This window comes from Bradyrhizobium sp. 142 (genome assembly GCF_023074015.1).
In the GTDB taxonomy this organism is placed as follows: domain Bacteria; phylum Pseudomonadota; class Alphaproteobacteria; order Rhizobiales; family Xanthobacteraceae; genus Bradyrhizobium.
Genome location: NZ_JADPKQ010000394.1, coordinates 1 through 20,692 on the forward strand (window position 1 = coordinate 1; position 20,692 = coordinate 20,692).

Consider the following 20,692-nt stretch of genomic DNA (forward strand, 5'->3'; position numbering starts at 1 on the left):
CTCGACCCGCATCGCCTGATGACCTTAAAGCTAGACTTAAGGTCACACGCTTCGCGAAATACCCCGCGTCAGACAAGACGGCGCTCGTCGGATGCGTACGTTCAAGGCGCCAAGGCCAAACGTCCTTTGGCTCTCCGACTTCACCTATGTCGCGACCTGGACCGGCTTCGTCTACGTCGCCTTCGTCATCGACGCCTATGCCCGCAGGATCGTGGGCTGGCGAGCCTCTCGCACGGCGCATGCAGGCTTCGTGCTCGATGCGCTGGAGCAGGCACTGCATGATCGACGGCCGGTCCATCGTAGCGGGCTCGTGCACCACAGCGACAGGGGCAGCCAATACGTATCCATTAAGTACACCGAGCGCCTGGCTGAAGCAGGCGTGGAGCCTTCTGTCGGCAGCGTCGGAGATTCCTATGACAATGCTCTCGCCGAAACCATCAACGGCCTCTACAAGGCCGAGGTGATCCATCGGCGCGGGCCATGGCGCAGCTTCGAGGCCGTCGAGTTCGCGACGCTGGAATGGGTCGACTGGTTCAACAACCGGCGGCTCCTGGAGCCCATCGGCAACATACCACCGGCCGAAGCCGAGCAACGCTACTACGCCATGCTGGAACAACCCGCCATGGCGGCATAACTTAAACCAAATGGCCTCCGGCAATCCCGGTGCGGTTCAGCGGGCGCCCTCCAATAGGAGCCTATAGCCTGCCGACCCAAGCAGCACACGGAAAGTCGATGACAAACTCGGCGTCGTTCTGCAGGTCGAGGTCACAACTGGACAAACGAACGAACTCGATATGGCCAAACCGGAGGTGGAGGGGGGAGAGGCCATTACTACGCTTGCGATAAGGCGGTCACGGCCGGCTCTACCAAAGCGCGACGCCGGCTCAAAATTGACTACCGATTGAACGGGCAAGAAGATAATTGTTCTCGATGCCAATTGTCCTGCTCAGTGCCGTTACCGTCGCGAGCGATGGACCGCGCAGGTTCGGCAACTCTATTGGCGCCCTCGCTGCGGTAGGAGGATTTCCACGGCAAAGCCAAGAGCTAGCATGGGCTCCAGGCGCCGTACGGTCCAGTCTCCAAACATGAAGAGCCAAACGATCTGACGCTCGTCCCCATGAGCCTCAAGCGGCCGGCAGTGTTCAGCGGGATGAGCGGACCGATGGCGTAGAGCGGATCTGTTTCTTCCGACGATCCGTGCGTGCACTTCCTATACAATTTGCTCGAGTGATATGACGAAGGGGTGACAACGATCGCCTGCTCGAGCTAGTTAAATGTACGAACGGCGCGATCTTGACGCCTGGCTCGGCAAATGGAAAAGAAAGTATCCCAAGCTCACCGGTTGGGTTGAGGGCGTCCGGCACAGCGCAAGCACATGAGGAGGGGCGACCAACACGCTGGAGCGTCTTAACGGGCAGATCCGGCGCCGTCCTAATTGATGCGATCCGCCCCAACGCCGAGAGTTGTTAAGGCTGGCGCGGACGCTGACCGTCCAGTCCGCCACATGCCGCTCCGTGAGCCTCTTCCAACTCACATTGGCTCGGATCACTAGGCATCGATGTGGACCACTTCGGCCGCGCACTACCCAAAATCACCGGCGCGACCTGGATGGCAGGCACATGCGTAACTCTGACTCGTAGCCCCCAATCTTAGTAGGTTCGTCGTTCCCGGCTCTCCGGTAAGTGAGTGAGACTTGTGGGAGAACACGCGTGGAAGGCCGCGCCGAGACGTGCGGCACTTCCCGCTCGCGAGTCCACAGCTCGCGCAATCTGAGCCGTCTGATTTGGTGGAGAAGACGATTATGGCCCAAGTCACTGGCGAGCTTCGCAATATGCAAACCATCGAAGCCCTCGAATCAAACGTTCGTGCGTACTCACGTTCGTTTCCGGCTATCTTCAGTCGCGCGCGGGGCTCCGTTTTGTTAACGGAGGATGGCCGAAAGGTAATTGACTTCCTGTCCGGTGCTGGAGCGTTGAACTACGGCCATAACAATCATCAAATCAAAGCTGTCATTAATGAGTATCTCGCATCGGATGCCGTCGTCCATGGGCTTGACATGGGCACTCCTGCAAAGCTCGAGTTCATGGAGACGTTCAGCTCTGTCATACTTCGGGAGCGGGATCTACATTACCGATTCCAATTCACAGGGCCAACAGGTGCCAATGCTATTGAGGCAGCTCTGAAGCTTTCACGTAAAGTCACCGGACGTCAGAACATCATTTCATTCACGCATGGATATCATGGCATGAGCTTAGGAGCGATTGCCGCAAGCGGCAATCGTTTCTTTCGGACGGCCAGCGGCGTTCCTTTATCGGGCACTACCTTCATGCCCTATGATGGCTATCTTGGGTCAACTGTTGATACGGCCGACTATTTGCGACAGGTGTTGGTGGATGAGAGCAGCGGCATCGATCGCCCAGCTGCCATTCTCGTCGAAACCGTGCAGGGGGAGGGTGGTCTAAATGTCGCACGGTTGCAATCAATTCAGGCCATAGCAAAAGACGCTGGCGCTCTGCTCATAGTTGACGACATCCAGATGGGCTGTGGTCGTACGGGCGAATTCTTTAGCTTTGAGTTCGCGGCGTTATCGCCAGATATTGTCGTATTGTCGAAATCATTAAGCGGGTACGGTCTGCCATTATCAATGTTATTGATTAAAGAGGAGTGCGACGTATGGCAGCCAGGGGAGCACACTGGTACGTTCCGCGGTAACAATCTCGCACTGGTGTGTGCAACCGCGGCCATAAACCTGTATTGGCAGAGCGAGACCTTTGCGCAGGGAGTTCAGCGCATGGGAGAGCTTGTGAGGCGCCGACTTGAAGCCGTTGCATTAAAGTATGGAAATAGTTTTGCGGTTCGAGGGCGGGGCATGGCGGTGGGCTTTGATTGCCGACGGGCCGAGGTTGCAGCAGCGACTGCACGCAAGGCCTTTGAGAAAGGTTTGATCATCGAACGATGCGGGGCCATCGATGAGGTCGTAAAGTTCTTACCGGCACTCACGATCGATCACGACACCTTAAACCAAGGGCTTGAAATATTCGAGGAAGCGCTGGCCGAAACACTGAAGCAGACTGCGATCTGACTAACCGCCGCTTTCGGACATCTGAAGGAAACACCATGGCCTACGAGACCATCAAATATGACCTCGTTGATCAAATCCTCACGATCACTCTAAATCGGCCGGAGAAGCTGAACGCCTGTACCGCATTAATGGAGCGCGAAATCGTCGATGCCTTTGACCGAGCAGATAAGAACAATGACGTCCGCGCCATTATCGTGACCGGCGAAGGCCGAGCCTTCTGTGCTGGCGCCGATCTATCTTCGGGCGCCGACACATTTGACCGCGACACGCGGCGTGGACCGGTTAAACGACTGCCCAATGGCGCAGTAGACTATAGCGATCCGAAGGTCAGCGACGGCGGCGGTAAGATCGCGATGCGGATATTCAAGTGTCTGAAGCCCGTCATCGCTGCAGTGAATGGGCCGGCGATCGGCATGGGCGCCACCATGCAGCTCGCGATGGACATCCGCATCGCCTCTGAAGCCGCGCGTTTTGGCTTCGTGTTCTCCCAGCGTGGCCTCGTCCCGGAGGGAGCTTCGAGCTGGTTCCTCCCGCGCGTCGTCGGCATCGCACAGGCGCTGGAGTGGTCTCTCAGTGGCCGGGTATTTCCCGCGCAGGAAGCGCTCGCGGGTCGGCTAATTAGCAAGGTTGTGCCGTCAGATCAACTGCTTCCGACGGCGCGTGAGCTCGCTCGCGAAATCGCCGACAAGACCTCACCGATATCTGTTGCGCTTATCCGGCAGTTGATGTGGCGCATGCTGGGCGCAGATGACCCGATGGAAGCCCACAAGCTCGAAAGCCGCGGCATGTATACGCGCGGCCGTTCCGCCGACGCTAAGGAAGGCGTGATGGCATTCTTGGAGAAGCGGCCTGCAGTTTTCAAAGACAAGGTGCCGGCCGACATGCCGGATTTTTTTCCATGGTGGACGGAGCGAGAATACAAGTGATAGTTCCTTGCTCTGCGTGCCGATCCGATCGGCGCAGCTCAACGAGGGAGAGTTTCGCGCCGTATGCGACCGGCTGATATTAACTGGTCGACGAGATGGTGAGTTTAGCGAGTGGGCGGGAGTTTCATCGGCAGCGATGGCATTCTTGGTAACTCAACTCGACTAGTATCGCCGGGCCCCCTGCAAGAATGCAGATTGAAAGATAAGTAGAATTTGTCTGGATAAAGTATTCGACCGTGCGGGAAAGGCAGGTGTTGAGGCGAGCTTTCTTCTGTTTTGGGAGTTGCTCTCGAGCAATTTGTGAGACTTGACTATGTCGGTCCCTCGGCCTTAGCGCGCCATCGAGGGACTGCAGCTCCTCGCGTCGGCTTGGCCAATGTGCTGTGCCGCAGGCCGCAGCTCCTATTGATCCGGTGCCGCTCGAGAACGTTTTGCCGCCGCAAGACTAATCATTGCGAATGGCCTCATCAATTGCGAACCACGCATTTCTCATCAGAATAGGTAGTACCGTTGATTCATTGGTTATGCTGTACACGCGAGCTGGATGAGTTGTCGAGGCTACACGCATTCATCAGGATCAGAAACGAGGGGCAGCAATGAAATCCGTAGTTAATCCGTTGCAAGTCTCGCGATTCCTTCGGGTATATGACGATGCCGCCGCCCAAAAAGGCATCAAGCTTTCGATAGGATTTGATTTCAATGAGTACGTCTCGATCACACGGGTCCTTCCAACAAAGAAACCGACATATCCAAACTTTCGGCCAGATCGTTCGCCGATCAAATCGGGTGAGGGATATTGGATGGTGGGCGTCGACAAGGACAACCAGGTTGCGCTCGTACAGGCTGCTCGACTTTATGACCTTTCGCACAGTAACTTTGCAGAGCATCTTGAATCTCTGAGGGCGTTCTACGCCGATCCAGCCGTACATGCACATCCTCAGGACCGTTGTACTTGCGCTGCGCCAACCGCAAAGAAGATTACTGGGAAAGTAGCTTACCATGGAGATTTTTGGCTGCGCAGCGACTTTAGGCGACAAGGCATACCCACCATCATGGCTGCAATACTGCGCGGCGCTTCATTTGCCATGTGGTCTCCCGACTTCGTATGTGGACTTGCAGAGCGCTGGCTGCTCGAGAAGGGCGTTCTTGCGCAATACGGACACGCCCATTATGAACACGGCGGTTCGATACTACATCTGGTAGAGGAGAATATCATTGATCACGATCTGCTTGTTTGGCTAACCGGCGAGGAGTTGAGGAGCCTTGTTGCCGATCACGATAGCAGCAAGTCGGCTTTAGCCTCCTGAAGTCTCGCTGACGGTGATCCTCATCAAATCTGCGAAGGACGCGAGCAGGACCGAGTCTTCCGCCAGCCCGTCAAGCTTACGAAATGGTCGGCCGATCGACGCTCGCACATCATCCGGCAATTGGTGAACGGCCCGAACGTTGAAAAGACCAGGCCTGCGGCATAGGTGCGTGACACCGCCATGCTGTTGGCGGTCGCTTCCACCACCATCTCACCGCTGGTTGAAAGACGGGTTGCGAAATCCCTCCAGCACGTCCGCGTTGGTGCCCGCAGTCTTCCCAAAGCAAACCCTGTCCCGAAAGCTCAGCGGACGCAGATGCCAATCATTCGTCGCATTTGAACCCTGTCAGAACACATGAGGGGAGCCGCGGTGGAAAGGCAAAAGGAGTCCAGCGCTCAGCGTCGCAGAGTCAACATTAGCTCGAGTTGTCGGCTCATCCTGAGATCGGCCTGCCCGCATGTTAATGCTCCGGTGCAGCTGTTCCGACGTCGCGCCACATGCCACGAACGCCGCAGCCGAACGTTGGCTCGAAAATTCTCATCCTGGTTATGAACCGAGCGAGCGTCTTAACGGCGAGATCAAGCGGCCGACCGAGATTCCCATGGAGAGCGTCATCGTTCGTATCACCGCACCATCCTGCTCAAACAGCGTATGGCCCGCCAGCGTGCTTGCTACATAACCTTGGAACCACCACCCAGTCGAGCAATGATCCATCGGCAGCTTTCCGACGATCACCGACTGACCAGTTTGGCTCTAGCCGGTGAATGCGGTGATCTGCCGACAACTACACCGCGACCGAGGGGAGTGATCGTGATCGTGCATTTCCGCACGATCCGGACTCGAGCGCACCGAATGCACCGTGCTCTTGTCCATTTGAGCGCGCGAACCACTTCGCAGATGATTATCGCAGAAGCCGTCGGTGAATAGTCTAAAGCGCTAAGCGCGCGTCAGCTCAGTCGACTCCGACCAGCTATTCCGAAATCAGCATTTCTTTAGTTTGTACGACCAAAGCTCGAATCAACTTCGAGCCGTGCTACAGGACCGCCCCCCGCAACGTGCAGTGCTATCAACTACCATTGCTAGTAATTGATCTACATAGCGCAAGTATGTCACTTATCCGTCGATACACGTCGACGCCGGCTAAGTGACCTGCGGCGACAGCCAGCGAGTGTCTCGGCGAGGCAGTTAGAAAGCAGAAAATCTTTGGCCACGATGGTGCACGAATGTTTCTCAGGCGGCGCGGCGTTAGGATCCTCTGGATCTCACAAAAACCGACAAGCGTGGCAACCATTTGCGGCTCAATCGACGAGACCGTCAAGCATTACGAAAAAGCGAACGAGTGAGGCATCTGTTCTGTTCAACGACGAGGACTACCAACCGAACATGGTGCGCTAGTTAGTCCAATTCAACTGGAGACATGACATGCAGCGCAATGGTGAACTGACGCTCGGATTATACCTGATTCAGGCGGGATATAACGAAGGTGCATGGCGAGATCCGAGCGTGCCCGCCAATGGTGGAGTTGATGTCAACCACTATGCTCACCTAGCAGCACTTGCCGAAGCTGCGGCATTTCACTTCGTGTTTCTCCCCGACAGCCCTAGCGTGGTAGAACAAGATAACGCAAATATTGCGCGTGTGAGCCGAAACGACACGTTTGAGCCAATCACACTTCTGTCGGCACTTTCATCGAGAACGCGGGACATCGGCCTTGTGGCGACAGCGACAACGACTTACCAGCAGCCATATCACCTTGCACGGATGCTCGCCTCACTTGATCACCTCTCGCTCGGACGGGCGGCCTGGAACATTGTCACCTCGGGAAATAAGTACGAGGCCCCAAATTTCGGCGAAGAAGAACTTCCAGATCACGACACGCGCTATACCCGAGCGAAAGAATTTGTAGAAGTTGTCAAGGGGCTTTGGGATACGTGGGAAGACGATGCGTTTGTTCGCGACAAGGAAACAGGTATTTTTGTCGACACGACGAAGCTGCATCTGCTCAATCACCGAGCGGACTACCTATCAGTCAGAGGCCCGCTGAACATCGCACGGCCGCCTCAAGGACATCCCGTGTTGGTTCAGGCAGGCGCATCGGAGTCCGGAATACGGTTCGCTGCAGCGCTGGCCGAGGTAGTGTTTACCGCTGAACCCTGTTTGGAAAGCGGTAAACGATACTACGCTACTCTCAAAGAGAAGGCACGCGCACTGGGGCGGAAGGACGATCAAGTTCTAATTATGCCTGGCATTGTTCCGATTGTTGGGAGGACCAAGGAAGAAGCGTCCGCCAAGCTCCAAAGGCTACGATCGTATACGCACATTGACGTTCAAATTGGGACCGCCGATCGTTGGCTGGGATTTGTCACTGATATCCGTTCGATGGACCTCGACTCATTAGTACCTGAATCATTACCGCGGACGAACTTTATCCAGAGTCGTCAGAAGACGCTCCTCGACCTGGCCGTACGCCAGAAATTCACTTGGAGACAACTGATCCGCTTCATATCGGACAGCCGGGGCCATCTCATGATTGTTGGAACGCCGGACGAAATCGCCAACGCCATGGTCGATAGATTTGACCAGCGTGCTGCTGACGGATTCAACGTGCTACCAGCAACTGTTCCAGGCGAGCTCAAGGATTTTGTTGAACTCGTCATCCCGGAATTGCGCAGGCGAGGTAAATTCAGGTCCACGTACCATGGACAAACATTAAGAGAGAATCTCGGCCTCAAGCGGCCACTTAATCGCTTCGCGCAAAGCAGCCGATGACCGCCACTGAACTTCCTTGAGGTCGGGCTAGGATAACCAGAGGTTCGTGGCCCTTATCTCCAGGAGTGATATATCTTAAAAGGTTCAGCGAGGAGAGATTGAGATGGGGCTGACTAATCGGGGGACGTAGCATCGCGGTTTTCGATACGTCATGGGCACCTTACGAGCGTGAGCGGAGCATGCTGGAACCGTTTGGCGGATGCTACGCTGCGGTGATGATGCGGTGATCGCAAGAGCGTCGCGTGTTGGCGGCCCTCGAGGCGACTGGTCGCATCAGCAGGTGTTGGTCAGGTACCGTGAGTTGGTGCTGGGGGCACCGAATGTCACGAGAAATCGAAGCTTCGGTCATTGATGATACGCGCGTTCCTACGAAGGGGCGGCATCCGGTCAGGGCGAGTGTTTGCCCATCGCCACCCGGGTCGGCGAGCAAGAGGCATCAACACTCAGGCCGCGATCTTTGAGAGCTGCAGCTGTGACCGCCGTTTATTCGGTGTGCGCGGTTTCATTTCCGATCTTATCCATGAAGGGAGTGTGGCCATCGTGTCCGGGCTCCGTCTCAGCGTCTGTTCGACTCTGTCAAATCTAAGCTATCCGAGTTGGTAGCTGCCCAAGCGATCCCGCCGATATAAAGTCTCTATCCAACTAAGGAAGCGATCGAGCTGCGCGTAGAGAATTCAGTGTGAGCGGTCGTGGAAGCGCCTACCGTGCTACTCAGCCGATCCGTCGGATCTGCTTGCTTGGCAAATAGAACGGAGAATCAAATGCCACAGCGTAGCCCTCTCTCTGAGGATGGTCGGCAGGCCGGACATTTTCGGAACACCACTTACATGATCAATAAGAGCCGTCCCTATTTCGATGCAGCTCATGAGGCTGGTCTCATGGCCGTCTATGGACGTTCGATGACTGGACGTGCCTTTGTTTTGGGCTCGGGGTCGCTTGAAGGCCGGCCGGAAAAAATTGATTTCGTGCGATGTTCCTACCTTGGCTTGGACAATCATCCCGCGATCGTCGCTGGCGCGATCGACGCGATAGAGGCGCATCGGTCCTTGCACTGGTCATGCGCACGAACGCGGCTCAATTTCGATCTCTTGGCAGAGCTTGAAGCAACCCTCTCGGAGATGTTCTGCGCACGCGTGATCGCCTTCTCCACTGTCATGCTCGCCAATCTAGGTATGATGCCCCTCCTTGCTTCGGGCCAACTGACAGGCGGAAGAAAACCGCTTGTCGTGTTCGACCGCCTTGCGCACATATCCTTGGCCTATCACAAGCCGGTGGTTGCTGATGAAACGCGACTGGAAACGATCGCGCATAACGACATCGAAGCTCTCGAACGCTTGTGCCGCGAACATCCGGTGGTCGCTTATGTATGCGATGGCATTTACTCTATGGGAGGGAACGCGCCTATCAAGGAACTGCGCCAACTTCAGGAACAGTACGGGCTCTTTCTCTATATCGACGATGCTCACGGCATATCGATCTTCGGACGCCAAGGCGAAGGATTTGCTCGCTTTCAGTTTCCGCAAGTGCTGGGTGACCGGACGATCATAGTGGCCTCGCTCGCTAAGGGCTTCGGCGCATCGGGCGGCATGGTGATGCTCGGAACGGCTAATCACGAAGCGTTGTTTCGACGCTACTCCATCCCCTATGCGTTTTCGGTGCCACCCAATCTGGCGGCGGTTGGTGCGGCGCTTGGCTCGTGCAAGATTCATCGATCGGCAGAACTCGGCGATCGTCAGAGGCGGTTAGCGCAACGTATCAAGGTGTTTGACCATCATGTTGCAACCGCTCAGCAAGGAAATTCATTTCCCATCAGAATGATTGCAATAGGATCGGAAACCAAGGCGATTGCAATCGCCAAAGAGCTTCTCGATGCAGGCTTCTACACTTCGGTGACGTTCTTCCCGACGGTCGCTCAAGGAAAGGCAGGGATTCGGGTGTGCATTACGGCCGATCATGAAGACAACGATATAGAGCGATTGTGCGACTGCATTTTGGAAGCAGTGGCCGAAACGACCGGAAAGCCATACCCTCTGAGGTGATGTAATGAGTCAGCCGACGAATTCATGGAGCTGCCCGGTACGGTTGCTATCCCCCTATGCCGGAAAGAATAATGAAAGTTCGTCAAGTCTCGATCCATTGTTCGACGCCGAAGGTGCCTCCAGACCGCTTACGCCAATGTTCTCGGCGAGGCGCCACTCGCTCGTTACGCTGTTTGGGACGGTCTGATTATGCCGAAGCCAGGAAAACTCAGGGGTCAAAGCGACCGGCGCGTTGCGCTTGTGACCGGAGGAGCGCGCGGGATCGGACTCGAGATCGTGCGCCGGTTCTTGGCCGATGGCTATCGCGTAGCATTTGTAGCGACAAAAGCGGAGCATGTCGACCGCGCGCTTGATCTTCTCGGCTGCCCGGAAGATAGGCTCTATGCTGAGAGGATTGATGTAACTCGACACAATGATGTCCAGGGATTTGTTGACCACATCCGGGAACGTTGGGGGGAAATAGCGATTTTGGTGAACAATGCTGGCATCTCCCCCAAGCGCGTGGACCAAAATGCACCGTGGGTTTCGCAGACGTCCTTGGATGAATGGGGGCGGGTCATCGATGTCAATCTCAACGGACCGTTTATTCTTATGCGGCTTTTGGCGCCAGCAATGATCGCGAGCGGCTATGGACGCATTATCAATGTCGGGTCACTCGCGGGGCGTGCCATGCCGATGATCGCAGGGCCACATTATGCTGCATCGAAGGCGGGGCTGGTCGGCTTAACCCGCGCTGCTGCGCGGGATCTCGCTCCACACGGTATCACAGTCAACTGTATTGCTCCTGGGCGTATTCTCAGCGATCTGACTGGACCACCCGAGACCGAGGTCAACCGCTCCGCTCTCAGCAGGATTCCAGTCGGCCGTTTTGGAACTGCTGAAGAGGTGGCGCACGTCGTAACCTTTCTGGCCTCGCCGATGGCGGGCTTTATCACCGGCGCAACCATCGATATCACAGGCGGCGAGTTCGCCGCGTAAGCCGATACATATCGCATTTTGATCGTCGACACTAAAATGCTGGCTTCGCTCAGGCTCACCGTGTCTCCAACTGTCTCGCGGCGCAAACGGCATACAGTCGCGCGGGAACATGAAGAGGATGGATCGACTGGAGCGGATATGCCAGTCGGCGGCGGGGGTCCCCTCGTGTCGGCTTTCATGCCTCTTTCTCGCGATGTTCAATATCAACAACGTTATCGGGTGCGGATGATGCCAGGATTGAATAAGGGCTTGTTTGCACGGGCTTGCAGTACGGCCCCTTCCGCCAATGGCGTGGTAAGAGGCGCCGCGCTTGCCGCGTCTGCAGCTTGCGTTGCGAGCAAGTAACAATGCGGAGTATCGGATGGCGGGGAAAATGAAACCCTCGATGGAAGTGTTTTCGCATCTGCGGGTCGTCGAGATCGGTAGCTCCGCCGCGACCAGCTATTGCGCGCGATTGTTTGCCGACTTCGGCGCGGACGTTCAGAAGGTCGAGCCGCCAGGAGGAGATCCACTCCGCGGTAGCGCGCCACTCACCGCTTCTGGCCAAAGCGCGTGGTTTGCATTCCTGAACTTCAACAAGTCAAGTGTGGTCATTGATGCCGCCGACCCGGACGCGATCCCGCAGCTGACGGCACTGATCGAAGATTGCAACATTCTGATCGACGGGCGCGATATTGATCCCGCAGATTGCCCTTCCATTGATATTGCCGCGATTCGGCAGAGATGTCCCAGGTTGACTTACCTTGAAGCAAGCTGGTTTGGCGGAGGGGGACCCTATGCAGGATTCGCCGCAACCGATTCGACGGTCCGCGCGCTCGCCGGCCTCATCAAGTTGGCTGGAGCTGTCGAGGGCCCACCGTTGCACGCACCGGATTTCCAGACTGGTATTCTGGCCGGTCTGTGGGGCTTCATCGCCGCGGCTTCTTCGACGATTCCGGAGGAAAAAGCCGGTGGGAGAAGACGGTCGTGGTCTCTCAGTATTTTTGAATCGAGCCTCGCTCTGAGCGAGTATCAGATGTTAGAGGCCTATGAGCGCGGCGACGTGATGCGCCGGATTGGCATCAACCGCTTCTGGCCAAATTTTCCAATCGGCATTTACGAGACCAAAAAGGGTTGGCTCGGCGTCACGACGATCACTCCGGCACAATGGCGCGGTTTCTGCGACATGCTCGATCTGGCCGAACTGCGTGACGATCCGGCTCTCGTTCTCGGCACCGAGCGTCTGCAACACATGGAACGGATCGAGAGACACTTCATTCCGAGGCTGAAAACGCGCACAGCGCACGAGTGGCTTGCGGAAGGATTGAAACGCAAGATCCCGCTCGTTCCGGCACCCGATATGTCCGATCTGCTGCAGGATGCGGAGAAGAGGGAGCGCGGTGCAATCGTGCCTGTCCTGCTTGGCGAAGAAGAGGGCCAGACGCCGGGCTCGATGCAGAGGCTGACACTGACGCCGCCGCGTCGGGGCGGCAAGGTTCCGGCTCCAGGCGAGCATCAGAGTTTCGCGAATACAGGAAGACGCCTCACCGGTACTGCGTCGGTATCGTCGGGCTGCAACGATGCAGGCGGGGCGCCACTGCAGGGAATTCGGGTTGTTGACTTCTCGATGGGCTGGGCAGGCCCGCTGTGTACGCGCACGCTGGCTGATCTCGGTGCGGACGTCATCAAGATAGAAGCCATCCAGTATCCGGACTGGTGGCGCGGTGTTGACCGGCGTGCTGCTTACATCGAGGAGCAAATGTATGAAAAGACGGCACGCTTCTGCATGGCGAACCGCAATAAGCGCGGCATTACCCTTGACCTGACGCGGCAGCAGGGCCGCACTCTTGCGAAGCGGCTTGCAGGGGAAGCCGATATTGTCGTCGACAATTATTCGGCCGATGTTCTGCCAAAGCTCGGGCTTGGCTACGACGTGCTCAGAGCGCTCAACCCTCGCCTTGTCATGATGTCGATGTCGGCCTTTGGCACGAACAGTGTCCGTCGCACTTGCCGGGCCTACGGCTCGACTCTCGAGCAAGGCTCTGGGTTGCCGAGCGTGGTGGGCAAGACCAACGGGCCACCTGTGATGAGCCACGTAGCATTTGGAGATGCCGTTGGTGGGTTGAACGGCTGCGCTGCAGTTCTGGTTGCGCTTATTCACGCCCGCACCACAGGGCTGGGGCAGTTCATTGATCTTGCGCAGATCGAATGCATGATACCCTTCGCAGCGCCATGGATCATCGTCCATTCGATCGACGGGTCCTTGCCGATAAGATACGGCAATCGACATCCGCAGTTTGTGCCGCATGGCTGCTTTCGGTGTGCAGGTGAGGACAATTGGATCGTGGTAGCCGCCACCGACCAGGACATGTGGCAGAGGCTTGCCAGACTTATTGGGCGGCCAGACTGGGCCATGGACGCATCGCTGAGATCTGCGGAAGATCGCCGCGATATCGAGGAGTTGATCGAGAGAGAGATCGAAGGCTGGACGATCGCCCGCGACGCCGACCAGGCGATGTCCGAGTTGCAGGCCGCAAGGATTGCGGCCGGCGTGGCCCGCCTTCCAATTGATCTGCTCAGCGATCGGCATCTTAGGTCGCGCGGGTGTCTGCAAGAAATTGAGCGCGCTTTCATTGGCTCGCATCCACAGCCGTCCATGCCGATTCGGGAAGGTGAAGGGCCCTATGCAATCCGCTCAGCGGCACCGACGCTTGGACAACACAACACAGAGGTTCTATCAGGTCTTCTTGGGCTTTCCGACACAGAGATCGCTGACTTGGCCAAGGAGGGTATCATCGGTTCAGTGATGCTTTCAGAAGGGGAGCTAACAAAAACAAAAACGGTATCGCAAGGTTGAAAAATCAACACTAGATCCGACCAACGAACTCTCAGGCTTGGAAGCCAGAGAGTCATCGTGGCGCTCTTGTTCAGTACTCCGCAGCGCGATACCAAGAAGTACTCCACTGCACGTGAAAGTTAGCTCTGCGCCAAATGCTGCGACCGAAGAGAACAATATTGTCGCAAGTCAGAATTCGACGACCGGTGGGGCATAAAACGAGTAGGCGGTTTTTTTGTATGGTGCAGCTTCAAGGCGATGCGTAGCGAGACGGCTCTCATCTCACCAGAGTAGGTAGTATCTCGATTCATTGTTAATGTGTACGGTAAGTCAGCTATTCGCCGTAAAGGCTGTAATGAGCTAGTCTGAGGGCACCAGCAGAGCTTGTGACAGACGCAGCCGCCAAGTAATGACACTCACCCGCGATCCAAAGCGGCTATTACAGCGACGCGCGAGGCGCGCCTGCCAGCAGTTGTTACCATCGGGGCTCCCAGATTGGGACGTACCCAGCTCATCTTGAAAAGTGAGAGCACACGCCGAATGGCAGCGGTTTGGGACGCGGGCAGCTATTCTAGTTTAAGTTATCTCGGTCGCCGCGATGCTCACATTGGCCACATATTACACAAGAGCAACGCTCCGGACCAGTTCCCCAATAACAGGTGTCGAAAGTCGGCACTTCAACAGGTGTCGGTCCGGCAACTCAGCAAAAATGCGAAGGAAATCGAGGAGGTTGTAGTGAACCAGGAGATTGCAGGTTCCAGTACGGTGGCCGGATTATCGCGCGCTAGCCGGCGGTCCAACGAAAGCTTTGCCCGCGCACAAAAGGTTTTCCCAGACGGCACTTCGCGAGTGACGATTGAGCGAGATCCAACTCCACTCTACATCGATCGTGGGATGGGCAGCTATTTGTTCGATGTCGACGGCCGCCGGTTTCTCGACCTCAATTGCAACTTCACGACCTTGATCCATGGACATGCCTTCGGCCCCGTCGTCGAAGCACTAACCCATCAACTCCAGCGCGGTAGCTGCTTCGCAAATCCGACGGAGAGCGAGATCGAACTCGCCGAACTACTTTGCGGCCGCATTCCGCGGATTGATCGCGTTCGCTTCGTCAATACGGGAACTGAGGCCGTGCTGTTTGCGATCAAAGCTGCGCGAGCCTTCACCGGACGTTCGAAGATTGCCAAGCTCGAGGGCGCCTATCATGGTGCCTATGATTGGGTCGAGGTCAGTCAAGCGGCGGCACCGGACAATTGGGGTGACGCAATCGAGCCCAAGTCCACCGCCTTCTATCGCGGGATGCCTGCGAGCGTGCTCGAAGAAGTCGTTGTGCTCCGGTTCAATGATGTAGAAGGCGCGCGCCGCTTGATATCGTCAAATGCGCACGATCTGGCCGCTGTCATTCTGGATCCTATGCCGAGCCGCGGCGGCCTCATTGCGCCGAAGCCTGAATTCTTCGCTGCCGTGCAGGAAGCGACCCTCAAAAACGGCATTCTTGTCATCGCTGATGAGGTCCTCAATCTCAGGCAGAGTTTCCAGGGTGCTTCCGCACGTTACGGCCTTGCTCCGGACGTCATCACCATGGGCAAGATCATCGGCGGCGGGTTGCCGATTGGAGCAATCGGCGGTCGCGAGGACGTAATGAAGGTATTTGATGCCTCAGCGGGTCGGCCGCTGCTTCCGCAAGGCGGTACGTTTTCCGCCAATCCTCTATCCATGACCGCGGGGCTGACCGCCATGCGGCATCTAGATCATGCCGCTTTTGCACGTCTGGAGATGCTTGGGGACATTGTTCGTGACGGGATTGGCCGGGCCATCTCGAACCTGGCTGCGCCGCTGTATGTTACGGGAGCCGCTTCGCTATTCCGCATTCATCCGCAGGCAGAAGCTCCGAATGACTATCGCGAGAGTTATCCTGCGCCTGCCGGAGCAACTCTAATGAAGGACCTCACACGCTTCTTTGCGGAGAATGGCATCATCCTGCCGTATGGTGCTGCCGCATCGATTTCGACGCCGATGGCGCGCACCGACGCTGACTTCATCGTGGATGTGTTCGTAGGCTTTCTCGAGAGCCATCAAGACATGTTGGGTGCGATAACGGTACGCAAATGAGCGCACTGTCTTGGCAATGCTTTTTGGTTTCCTGACGTTAAGATGATCTTCGGCCAAAGATTGCCGTCCGACCGTGACCCAGGGTGGCGAAGCGAGGGCCGGCGATATCCAGGTGGGATAGTAGCGGTGATGACCTGGTCCATCGCCTGGTGGTGGCTCGTCCGCACTCCGCTGCACACGCTGAGCGCCCGACCAGGACCTCGCCATGAGGCGCTCGGCCACTCCAAATACAGTCCGATCCAATGCCTGATGAAGCGATATACCTCAGCCGCGCTCGCGATGTTTTCGACCCTGACCAGCTCCGATGGCACGAGCGCTAACGTCGTGCCTTTGTTGAGTTGCAATCAATGGGCTGATATCGACAGCTCGGAGTTAAGGGTCGAAGGCATCCCAACCAGTTCAGAATTCCTTCCGGGATATGGCCTGCGTGAACCCGCGGGGACAGTGTTCGACGAAGATGCGATTTGGTTCCCGTCCTCTTGGCGCAAGACCGAGGACCCCGTTTTCGCTGCTCGTAGTCGTGCTACAGCCAAGCGACATGCTCATAAGGGCGTAGCGGTCTGTTTTCGCGAAAAGCTACTACCCTTGCTCAATTGCGCCGATTTTCGCCTCATGCGGACTGCGGTAAAAGACGTCGATCTCGCGAGATACCTCGAGGATAGCTTCTGGATGTTGGCCGTTCTCACAGAGTGCGTATTTGAGCGCTTGCGCGCGGCTCGCGAACAGACCTCCGAAAATACCATTCTGCTCGCGGACGACCCAGTTTCCAAAACGATTCTTGCCAACAAAGACGGTCGACCCGGCGGAGCTTCCGGAAGGATATTCGACAAGCTTCATGACCATAAGTCCATGAGTCTACCCCGTCATTACCGCCTCAGGATTGTAGTCATCACGAACGATCGTGGCAGATCGCCGTCACCAATCGCGGCGCTTCAGTCGCGAACCGATCGTCGATCTCAATGGAAGTCTACAGCAAACACGAAGCAAGTCCCGCTACCAACTCTAGGGAAGGCAGATCCACTTTCGCTTCTGCTGGAAACGAGCAAACGTGCCCTGCCGCCGTCAGGGACTCGTTGATGCTCTCTCCAACGGATCCGACAGAATGAGCGGACCGCTATCAAGGACGCTCGCAGTGCATGTGGCAGGAGCTTGAAAAAAATGCATAGGAATCTCTCGGCCGCATAGCCGCAGGGTTTCAGAGCCAAGTAAATGTTCGGCGGGACCTCCTTTTGGGTCCACGACTCGTCCAAGCTGCCGATGAATCTTCGCTCAGCCGAGGCTCTTTTGCCTCCGCGTTCTTGAGCGCTTCTTGCATGCCCGTCCGAGAGTTAGCGATCGATGCAGTTGGCCTAGCGTCCTTGCGATTTCGAGCAGGAACACCGCAATGGCGTAGGCTGACCAGGATCTGAATCGCTGACAATGTTGTATGTCGCAAGCTGCGAAGAAAATATCCTTCGTGAAGCTTCTCTGCTTCTGGCAACTTACGCGACGTTCAACTCAAGCAGAGCTGTCGCCGCGACTCCGCCTGTCATAAGTAGCTCTCGTGGGAGGCGTGCTATTTCGTCTTGCGACGTGAGCGCGCGGGCTTGCGACCTTTACGTAAGGTCTCAGGTGGCGTCGCCCCTTTTGGTGGTTGAAGAAAAAATTCAGACAGATGAACGTCCAGCGTGTCCGCGATACGCTCGAGAATATCGATTGTCGGGTTCTGCGATTGCTGCTCGATCCCGCCCATATAGGAGCGGTCAATCCGGGCATCGTACGCTAACCGCTCTTGCGAAATACCGCGATCTACGCGGATTCGGCGCACATTCCAGGCAACAAGCGCACGAGCTTTCATGCGCTAAAGCAGCCATTCCGATGGCCATCAAACCACTGGCTATAACCGTACTATTGCGGTAAGTTTTCCGACATGCAGCCCCAGAGTCCGCGCCTGAGCTAAATGAACGAGCTGCCAGATGCCGCGCCGATTTGCCAGCCTTACGAGTTATGGCGAGCAGCATCCGATGTCGACCTGTTAATTCGGGCTGCGGGCGCGGCAGGCCGAACGGCAGTTCTGCTGATCGCACTCTGAGCGTAACGGAACTGCGATGAATTGTATTCTGGCGATGCCTTGGAGCGAACGGGTTCGAAGGGAAGGAGGGAACAGCCGCTGCCAGCCATCAATTGAACTCGGCAAGGAATGTCCCTGCAGACCGCGACAATCGGTGCTCTACGAAGAGGCTCTGAATACGGCTACCCTCGCTTAAATCGATGCTTCTCAATCTGGTAGGACTTTCAGGCAGTGCCGCCCGATCCCAAGATCGCAGATTCCGCACCTAACGCGCCCCAGCTCACGCCGTATGACGAGCAACATGCCGTCACCTATATGCGTCTGCTGGATGCCGAGGCCGATAACGCTGATTGGCGCGAAGTTGCGCGCATTGTGCTTGGTATTGATCCCACCCTGGATCCGGATCGCGCCCGCCGTACTTTTGAAAGTCATCTGGCTCGCGCCAAATGGGCGGCGCGTCACGGCTTTCGGCATCTCCTGCAGCGCGGTTGGCCGAACAGCGAGCAATAAATGTGTTCGAAACGGACGTCACCTCTGTTGATGTCCGATCGCAAAATGTGATCGTCCCATCGCGTAACTGTATTTAACAGCGAATATCTGCGTTTGTGCAACCATAAACCGTCACATTTGTCGGGCTGCAATTCCTTGCATGTGCGTTAAGAACATACGGGGAAAGTGGTACGATGCCAGGTGCTGACTGGAAATCAGAGGAAGCCTATCCTGACGCCAAGAAAGCAGAAGCTGTGGACATAGCCTGGGAATGGCTGCGCCGCAATTGCGAGTACCAGCGGGACTATATGGCCCTCGCCGCCAGCCAACGATCCAGCGCGACGACGGATCACTTCCGACAGCAGTGGGGGCTGTCTTTTCGCGGCTGATCCGCAAAAGACGTTCGACCAACAAGCCATTTTCTGGGCGCCTGAAGTGCTGTCGACCGTGCTGCCCGTGCGCGCGGCTGTCCGCTCGGCGGCGTCCAAACGGTATGACCTGGATTTCAGCAAACTAGCGGGTAGCGAGCTTCGTTGCGCGCCGGATGGATGGCATGCCATCGTGGCGCTCGGAGGCGCGAAGCATCGCCTTTGGCTAGCAGAACTGCCACCGGTGGGCTCATCGGTTACTGTCGACCTGCCGCTCGATCTCAATTTCGAGGTTCGTGTGCGGGCAGCTCATCGACTTTGGCTGGCGCTCGAACGGCGGCCCATCGGACCATCCCCTCTGACGCTGCCAATCTTGACCCGTCATCGGCTTATCCTCGCCTTGCGTGCAGTCGATGGGTCCTTGGAAGGAAACAGCTATCGCGAAATCGCGCAAGGCCTATTCGGCAAGCATCGTATTCCCGATCGCGGCTGGAAAACAGACCATCTCCGCAGCCGGACCATTCGCCTGGTCCGGGCGGGGCTGCGTCTCATGCGAGGCGGCTATCGCGCATTGCTCCGTCGCAACCGCAAAGACAGGGGCGAGGGGTCCTGAGCTTTTGGTTGATGGTGCGGCCCTGATATCTCACAAGACATTGTAGTCGGCCGGTTTGAAGGCGGAGGGTTCTAGCAAGGCGCGGCTAGCGTTTTGGACTGCGGGTTGGCCGCGGTACTCGCCTAAAAATGAGCCTCGCCGTCGATCGGGAACGGTCTGCACGTGCAAATGGACGCTAGCATTATTCAAAGCATCGGTCGAACTTCTGCTAACACCGATACGCGGTTAGGCGGCTTCCGGAGTTGCGGACTTTTTACAGAGCCGAGCGACCCATCGGCAAAAGGCACGAGCGATCTCGGGATTGTCACTTCGGTCCACCGCATAGGCCCGATACTGCATGCCGCTCGAAGTGCGCGATCCTGGTATCACATGGAGCGCCCCTGTCCGCACGAGATCGCTGACAATAATTTCAGGCGCCACCAGCAGGCATTTTCCGGTCATGACGGCCGGCAAAGCAAGGTAATTATGATCGTATCGCGCCCCCGATTTGATGTCCTTTGCGGAAAGGCTCATGGCCCTAAGCCATGTTGGCAGTATGTCGGGCCGCGATGTGATGTTCAGAATTGGCATCGAACGGACAGTTGAGAGCGTTTTTCCCATGACGTGATTTGGAGAACCTACGCATACGAGCGTCTCATTGTAGATCGCCCAATCGTCGGCCGGTTCCGCGATACAAAGATCGCGAGTGAGCAAGATGTCGAAATTGTCGGAGGATCTCGGCGGAGACAATGAACTGATCACGTCGACGACTACGCCGCCCATCTCGGCAGAGAACGCCTGGAGATTCGGAATCAGAAAGGAGTATGCGAAGGTGGAAAGAGACGTGTGGACCACGATTCGATTAGCGTCCGTTCGGCTCCTACGCCGCATCCTCTTCGCGGTGAAACACACTGTGTCAAGCGGTTCGGCAACGGCGTTCGCGAAGAGCCTTCCGAATTCTGTCAATTCGCTCCGTCGGCCTCGCCGTTGTACAAGTTCCGTGCCAAAGTAGTCTTGTAACACAGCCAAATAACGGCTGACCGAGCTCTGTGTCGTTCCCAATGTGCTCGCTGCACGCGTCACGCTTCCCTCACGCGCAATGGTCACAAACACCCGGATAGCATTGAGGGGCACTTCATCGTGTTCGGCAGCCATTTTCTGCTCC

Annotated in this window: 14 protein-coding genes and 1 pseudogene; 13 read left to right on the forward strand and 2 right to left on the reverse strand. The window is 56.6% G+C overall.

Annotation, left to right across the window (positions count from 1 at the left end; genetic code table 11):
* Positions 1-94: 94 nt before the first annotated feature.
* The 10 genes and pseudogenes from IVA82_RS36305 to IVA82_RS49195 all read left to right on the forward strand — a co-directional run.
* Positions 95-634: pseudogene (locus tag IVA82_RS36305) on the forward strand (IS3 family transposase); the annotation flags it as partial.
* A 1,197-nt stretch (positions 635-1,831) separates the two neighbouring features.
* Positions 1,832-3,082: a diaminobutyrate--2-oxoglutarate transaminase gene (gene ectB, locus IVA82_RS36310; protein WP_247493783.1), complete on the forward strand. Its 1,251-nt coding sequence runs from the start codon at positions 1,832-1,834 to the stop codon at positions 3,080-3,082.
* Between the two features lie 35 nt (positions 3,083-3,117).
* Complete coding sequence (locus tag IVA82_RS36315; protein ID WP_247493749.1) at positions 3,118-4,008, forward strand: crotonase/enoyl-CoA hydratase family protein; 891 nt, start codon at positions 3,118-3,120, stop codon at positions 4,006-4,008.
* A 596-nt stretch (positions 4,009-4,604) separates the two neighbouring features.
* Positions 4,605-5,315, forward strand: a complete 711-nt coding sequence (locus IVA82_RS36320) for a hypothetical protein (protein ID WP_247493750.1) — start codon at positions 4,605-4,607, stop codon at positions 5,313-5,315.
* Between the two features lie 1,422 nt (positions 5,316-6,737).
* Positions 6,738-8,084 carry an LLM class flavin-dependent oxidoreductase gene (locus IVA82_RS36325; protein ID WP_247493751.1) on the forward strand — a complete coding sequence of 449 codons (1,347 nt, stop codon included), beginning with the start codon at positions 6,738-6,740 and terminating at the stop codon, positions 8,082-8,084.
* Between the two features lie 761 nt (positions 8,085-8,845).
* On the forward strand, positions 8,846-10,123 hold the full coding sequence (locus IVA82_RS36330) for an aminotransferase class I/II-fold pyridoxal phosphate-dependent enzyme (protein WP_256469777.1): 1,278 nt from the start codon (positions 8,846-8,848) through the stop codon (positions 10,121-10,123).
* A gap of 189 nt (positions 10,124-10,312) precedes the next feature.
* Entirely contained in the window at positions 10,313-11,101 is a 789-nt protein-coding gene (locus IVA82_RS36335; protein WP_247493753.1) for an SDR family NAD(P)-dependent oxidoreductase, read from the forward strand.
* Positions 11,102-11,462: 361 nt separating this feature from the next.
* Complete coding sequence (locus tag IVA82_RS36340) at positions 11,463-13,937, forward strand: CoA transferase (RefSeq protein WP_247493754.1); 2,475 nt, start codon at positions 11,463-11,465, stop codon at positions 13,935-13,937.
* A 714-nt stretch (positions 13,938-14,651) separates the two neighbouring features.
* Positions 14,652-16,028 carry an aspartate aminotransferase family protein gene (locus IVA82_RS36345; protein ID WP_247493755.1) on the forward strand — a complete coding sequence of 459 codons (1,377 nt, stop codon included), beginning with the start codon at positions 14,652-14,654 and terminating at the stop codon, positions 16,026-16,028.
* 129 nt (positions 16,029-16,157) lie between these two features.
* On the forward strand, positions 16,158-17,105 hold the full coding sequence (locus IVA82_RS49195; protein ID WP_346659687.1) for a hypothetical protein: 948 nt from the start codon (positions 16,158-16,160) through the stop codon (positions 17,103-17,105).
* A 478-nt stretch (positions 17,106-17,583) separates the two neighbouring features.
* On the opposite strand, the gene IVA82_RS36355 is transcribed toward IVA82_RS49195, so the two are convergent.
* Positions 17,584-17,865, reverse strand: a complete 282-nt coding sequence (locus IVA82_RS36355; RefSeq protein WP_247493757.1) for a helix-turn-helix transcriptional regulator — start codon at positions 17,863-17,865, stop codon at positions 17,584-17,586.
* A gap of 444 nt (positions 17,866-18,309) precedes the next feature.
* On the opposite strand from IVA82_RS36355, the gene IVA82_RS36360 reads away from it, so the two are divergent.
* The 3 genes from IVA82_RS36360 to IVA82_RS36370 all read left to right on the forward strand — a co-directional run bounded on the left by IVA82_RS36360 (position 18,310) and on the right by IVA82_RS36370 (position 19,548).
* Complete coding sequence (locus tag IVA82_RS36360) at positions 18,310-18,588, forward strand: DUF2285 domain-containing protein (protein WP_247493758.1); 279 nt, start codon at positions 18,310-18,312, stop codon at positions 18,586-18,588.
* 173 nt (positions 18,589-18,761) lie between these two features.
* A complete protein-coding gene (locus IVA82_RS36365; protein ID WP_247493759.1) occupies positions 18,762-18,956 on the forward strand; it encodes a DUF6499 domain-containing protein in 195 nt (64 codons plus the stop codon).
* 46 nt (positions 18,957-19,002) lie between these two features.
* Positions 19,003-19,548 carry a DUF2285 domain-containing protein gene (locus IVA82_RS36370; protein WP_247493760.1) on the forward strand — a complete coding sequence of 182 codons (546 nt, stop codon included), beginning with the start codon at positions 19,003-19,005 and terminating at the stop codon, positions 19,546-19,548.
* Positions 19,549-19,773: 225 nt separating this feature from the next.
* Here IVA82_RS36370 and IVA82_RS36375 read toward each other — a convergent pair whose 3' ends face one another.
* The gene (locus IVA82_RS36375) at positions 19,774-20,682 is read right to left on the reverse strand and encodes a LysR family transcriptional regulator (protein WP_247493784.1); all 909 of its coding nucleotides are present in this window, start codon (positions 20,680-20,682) and stop codon (positions 19,774-19,776) included.
* Positions 20,683-20,692: the final 10 nt, after the last annotated feature.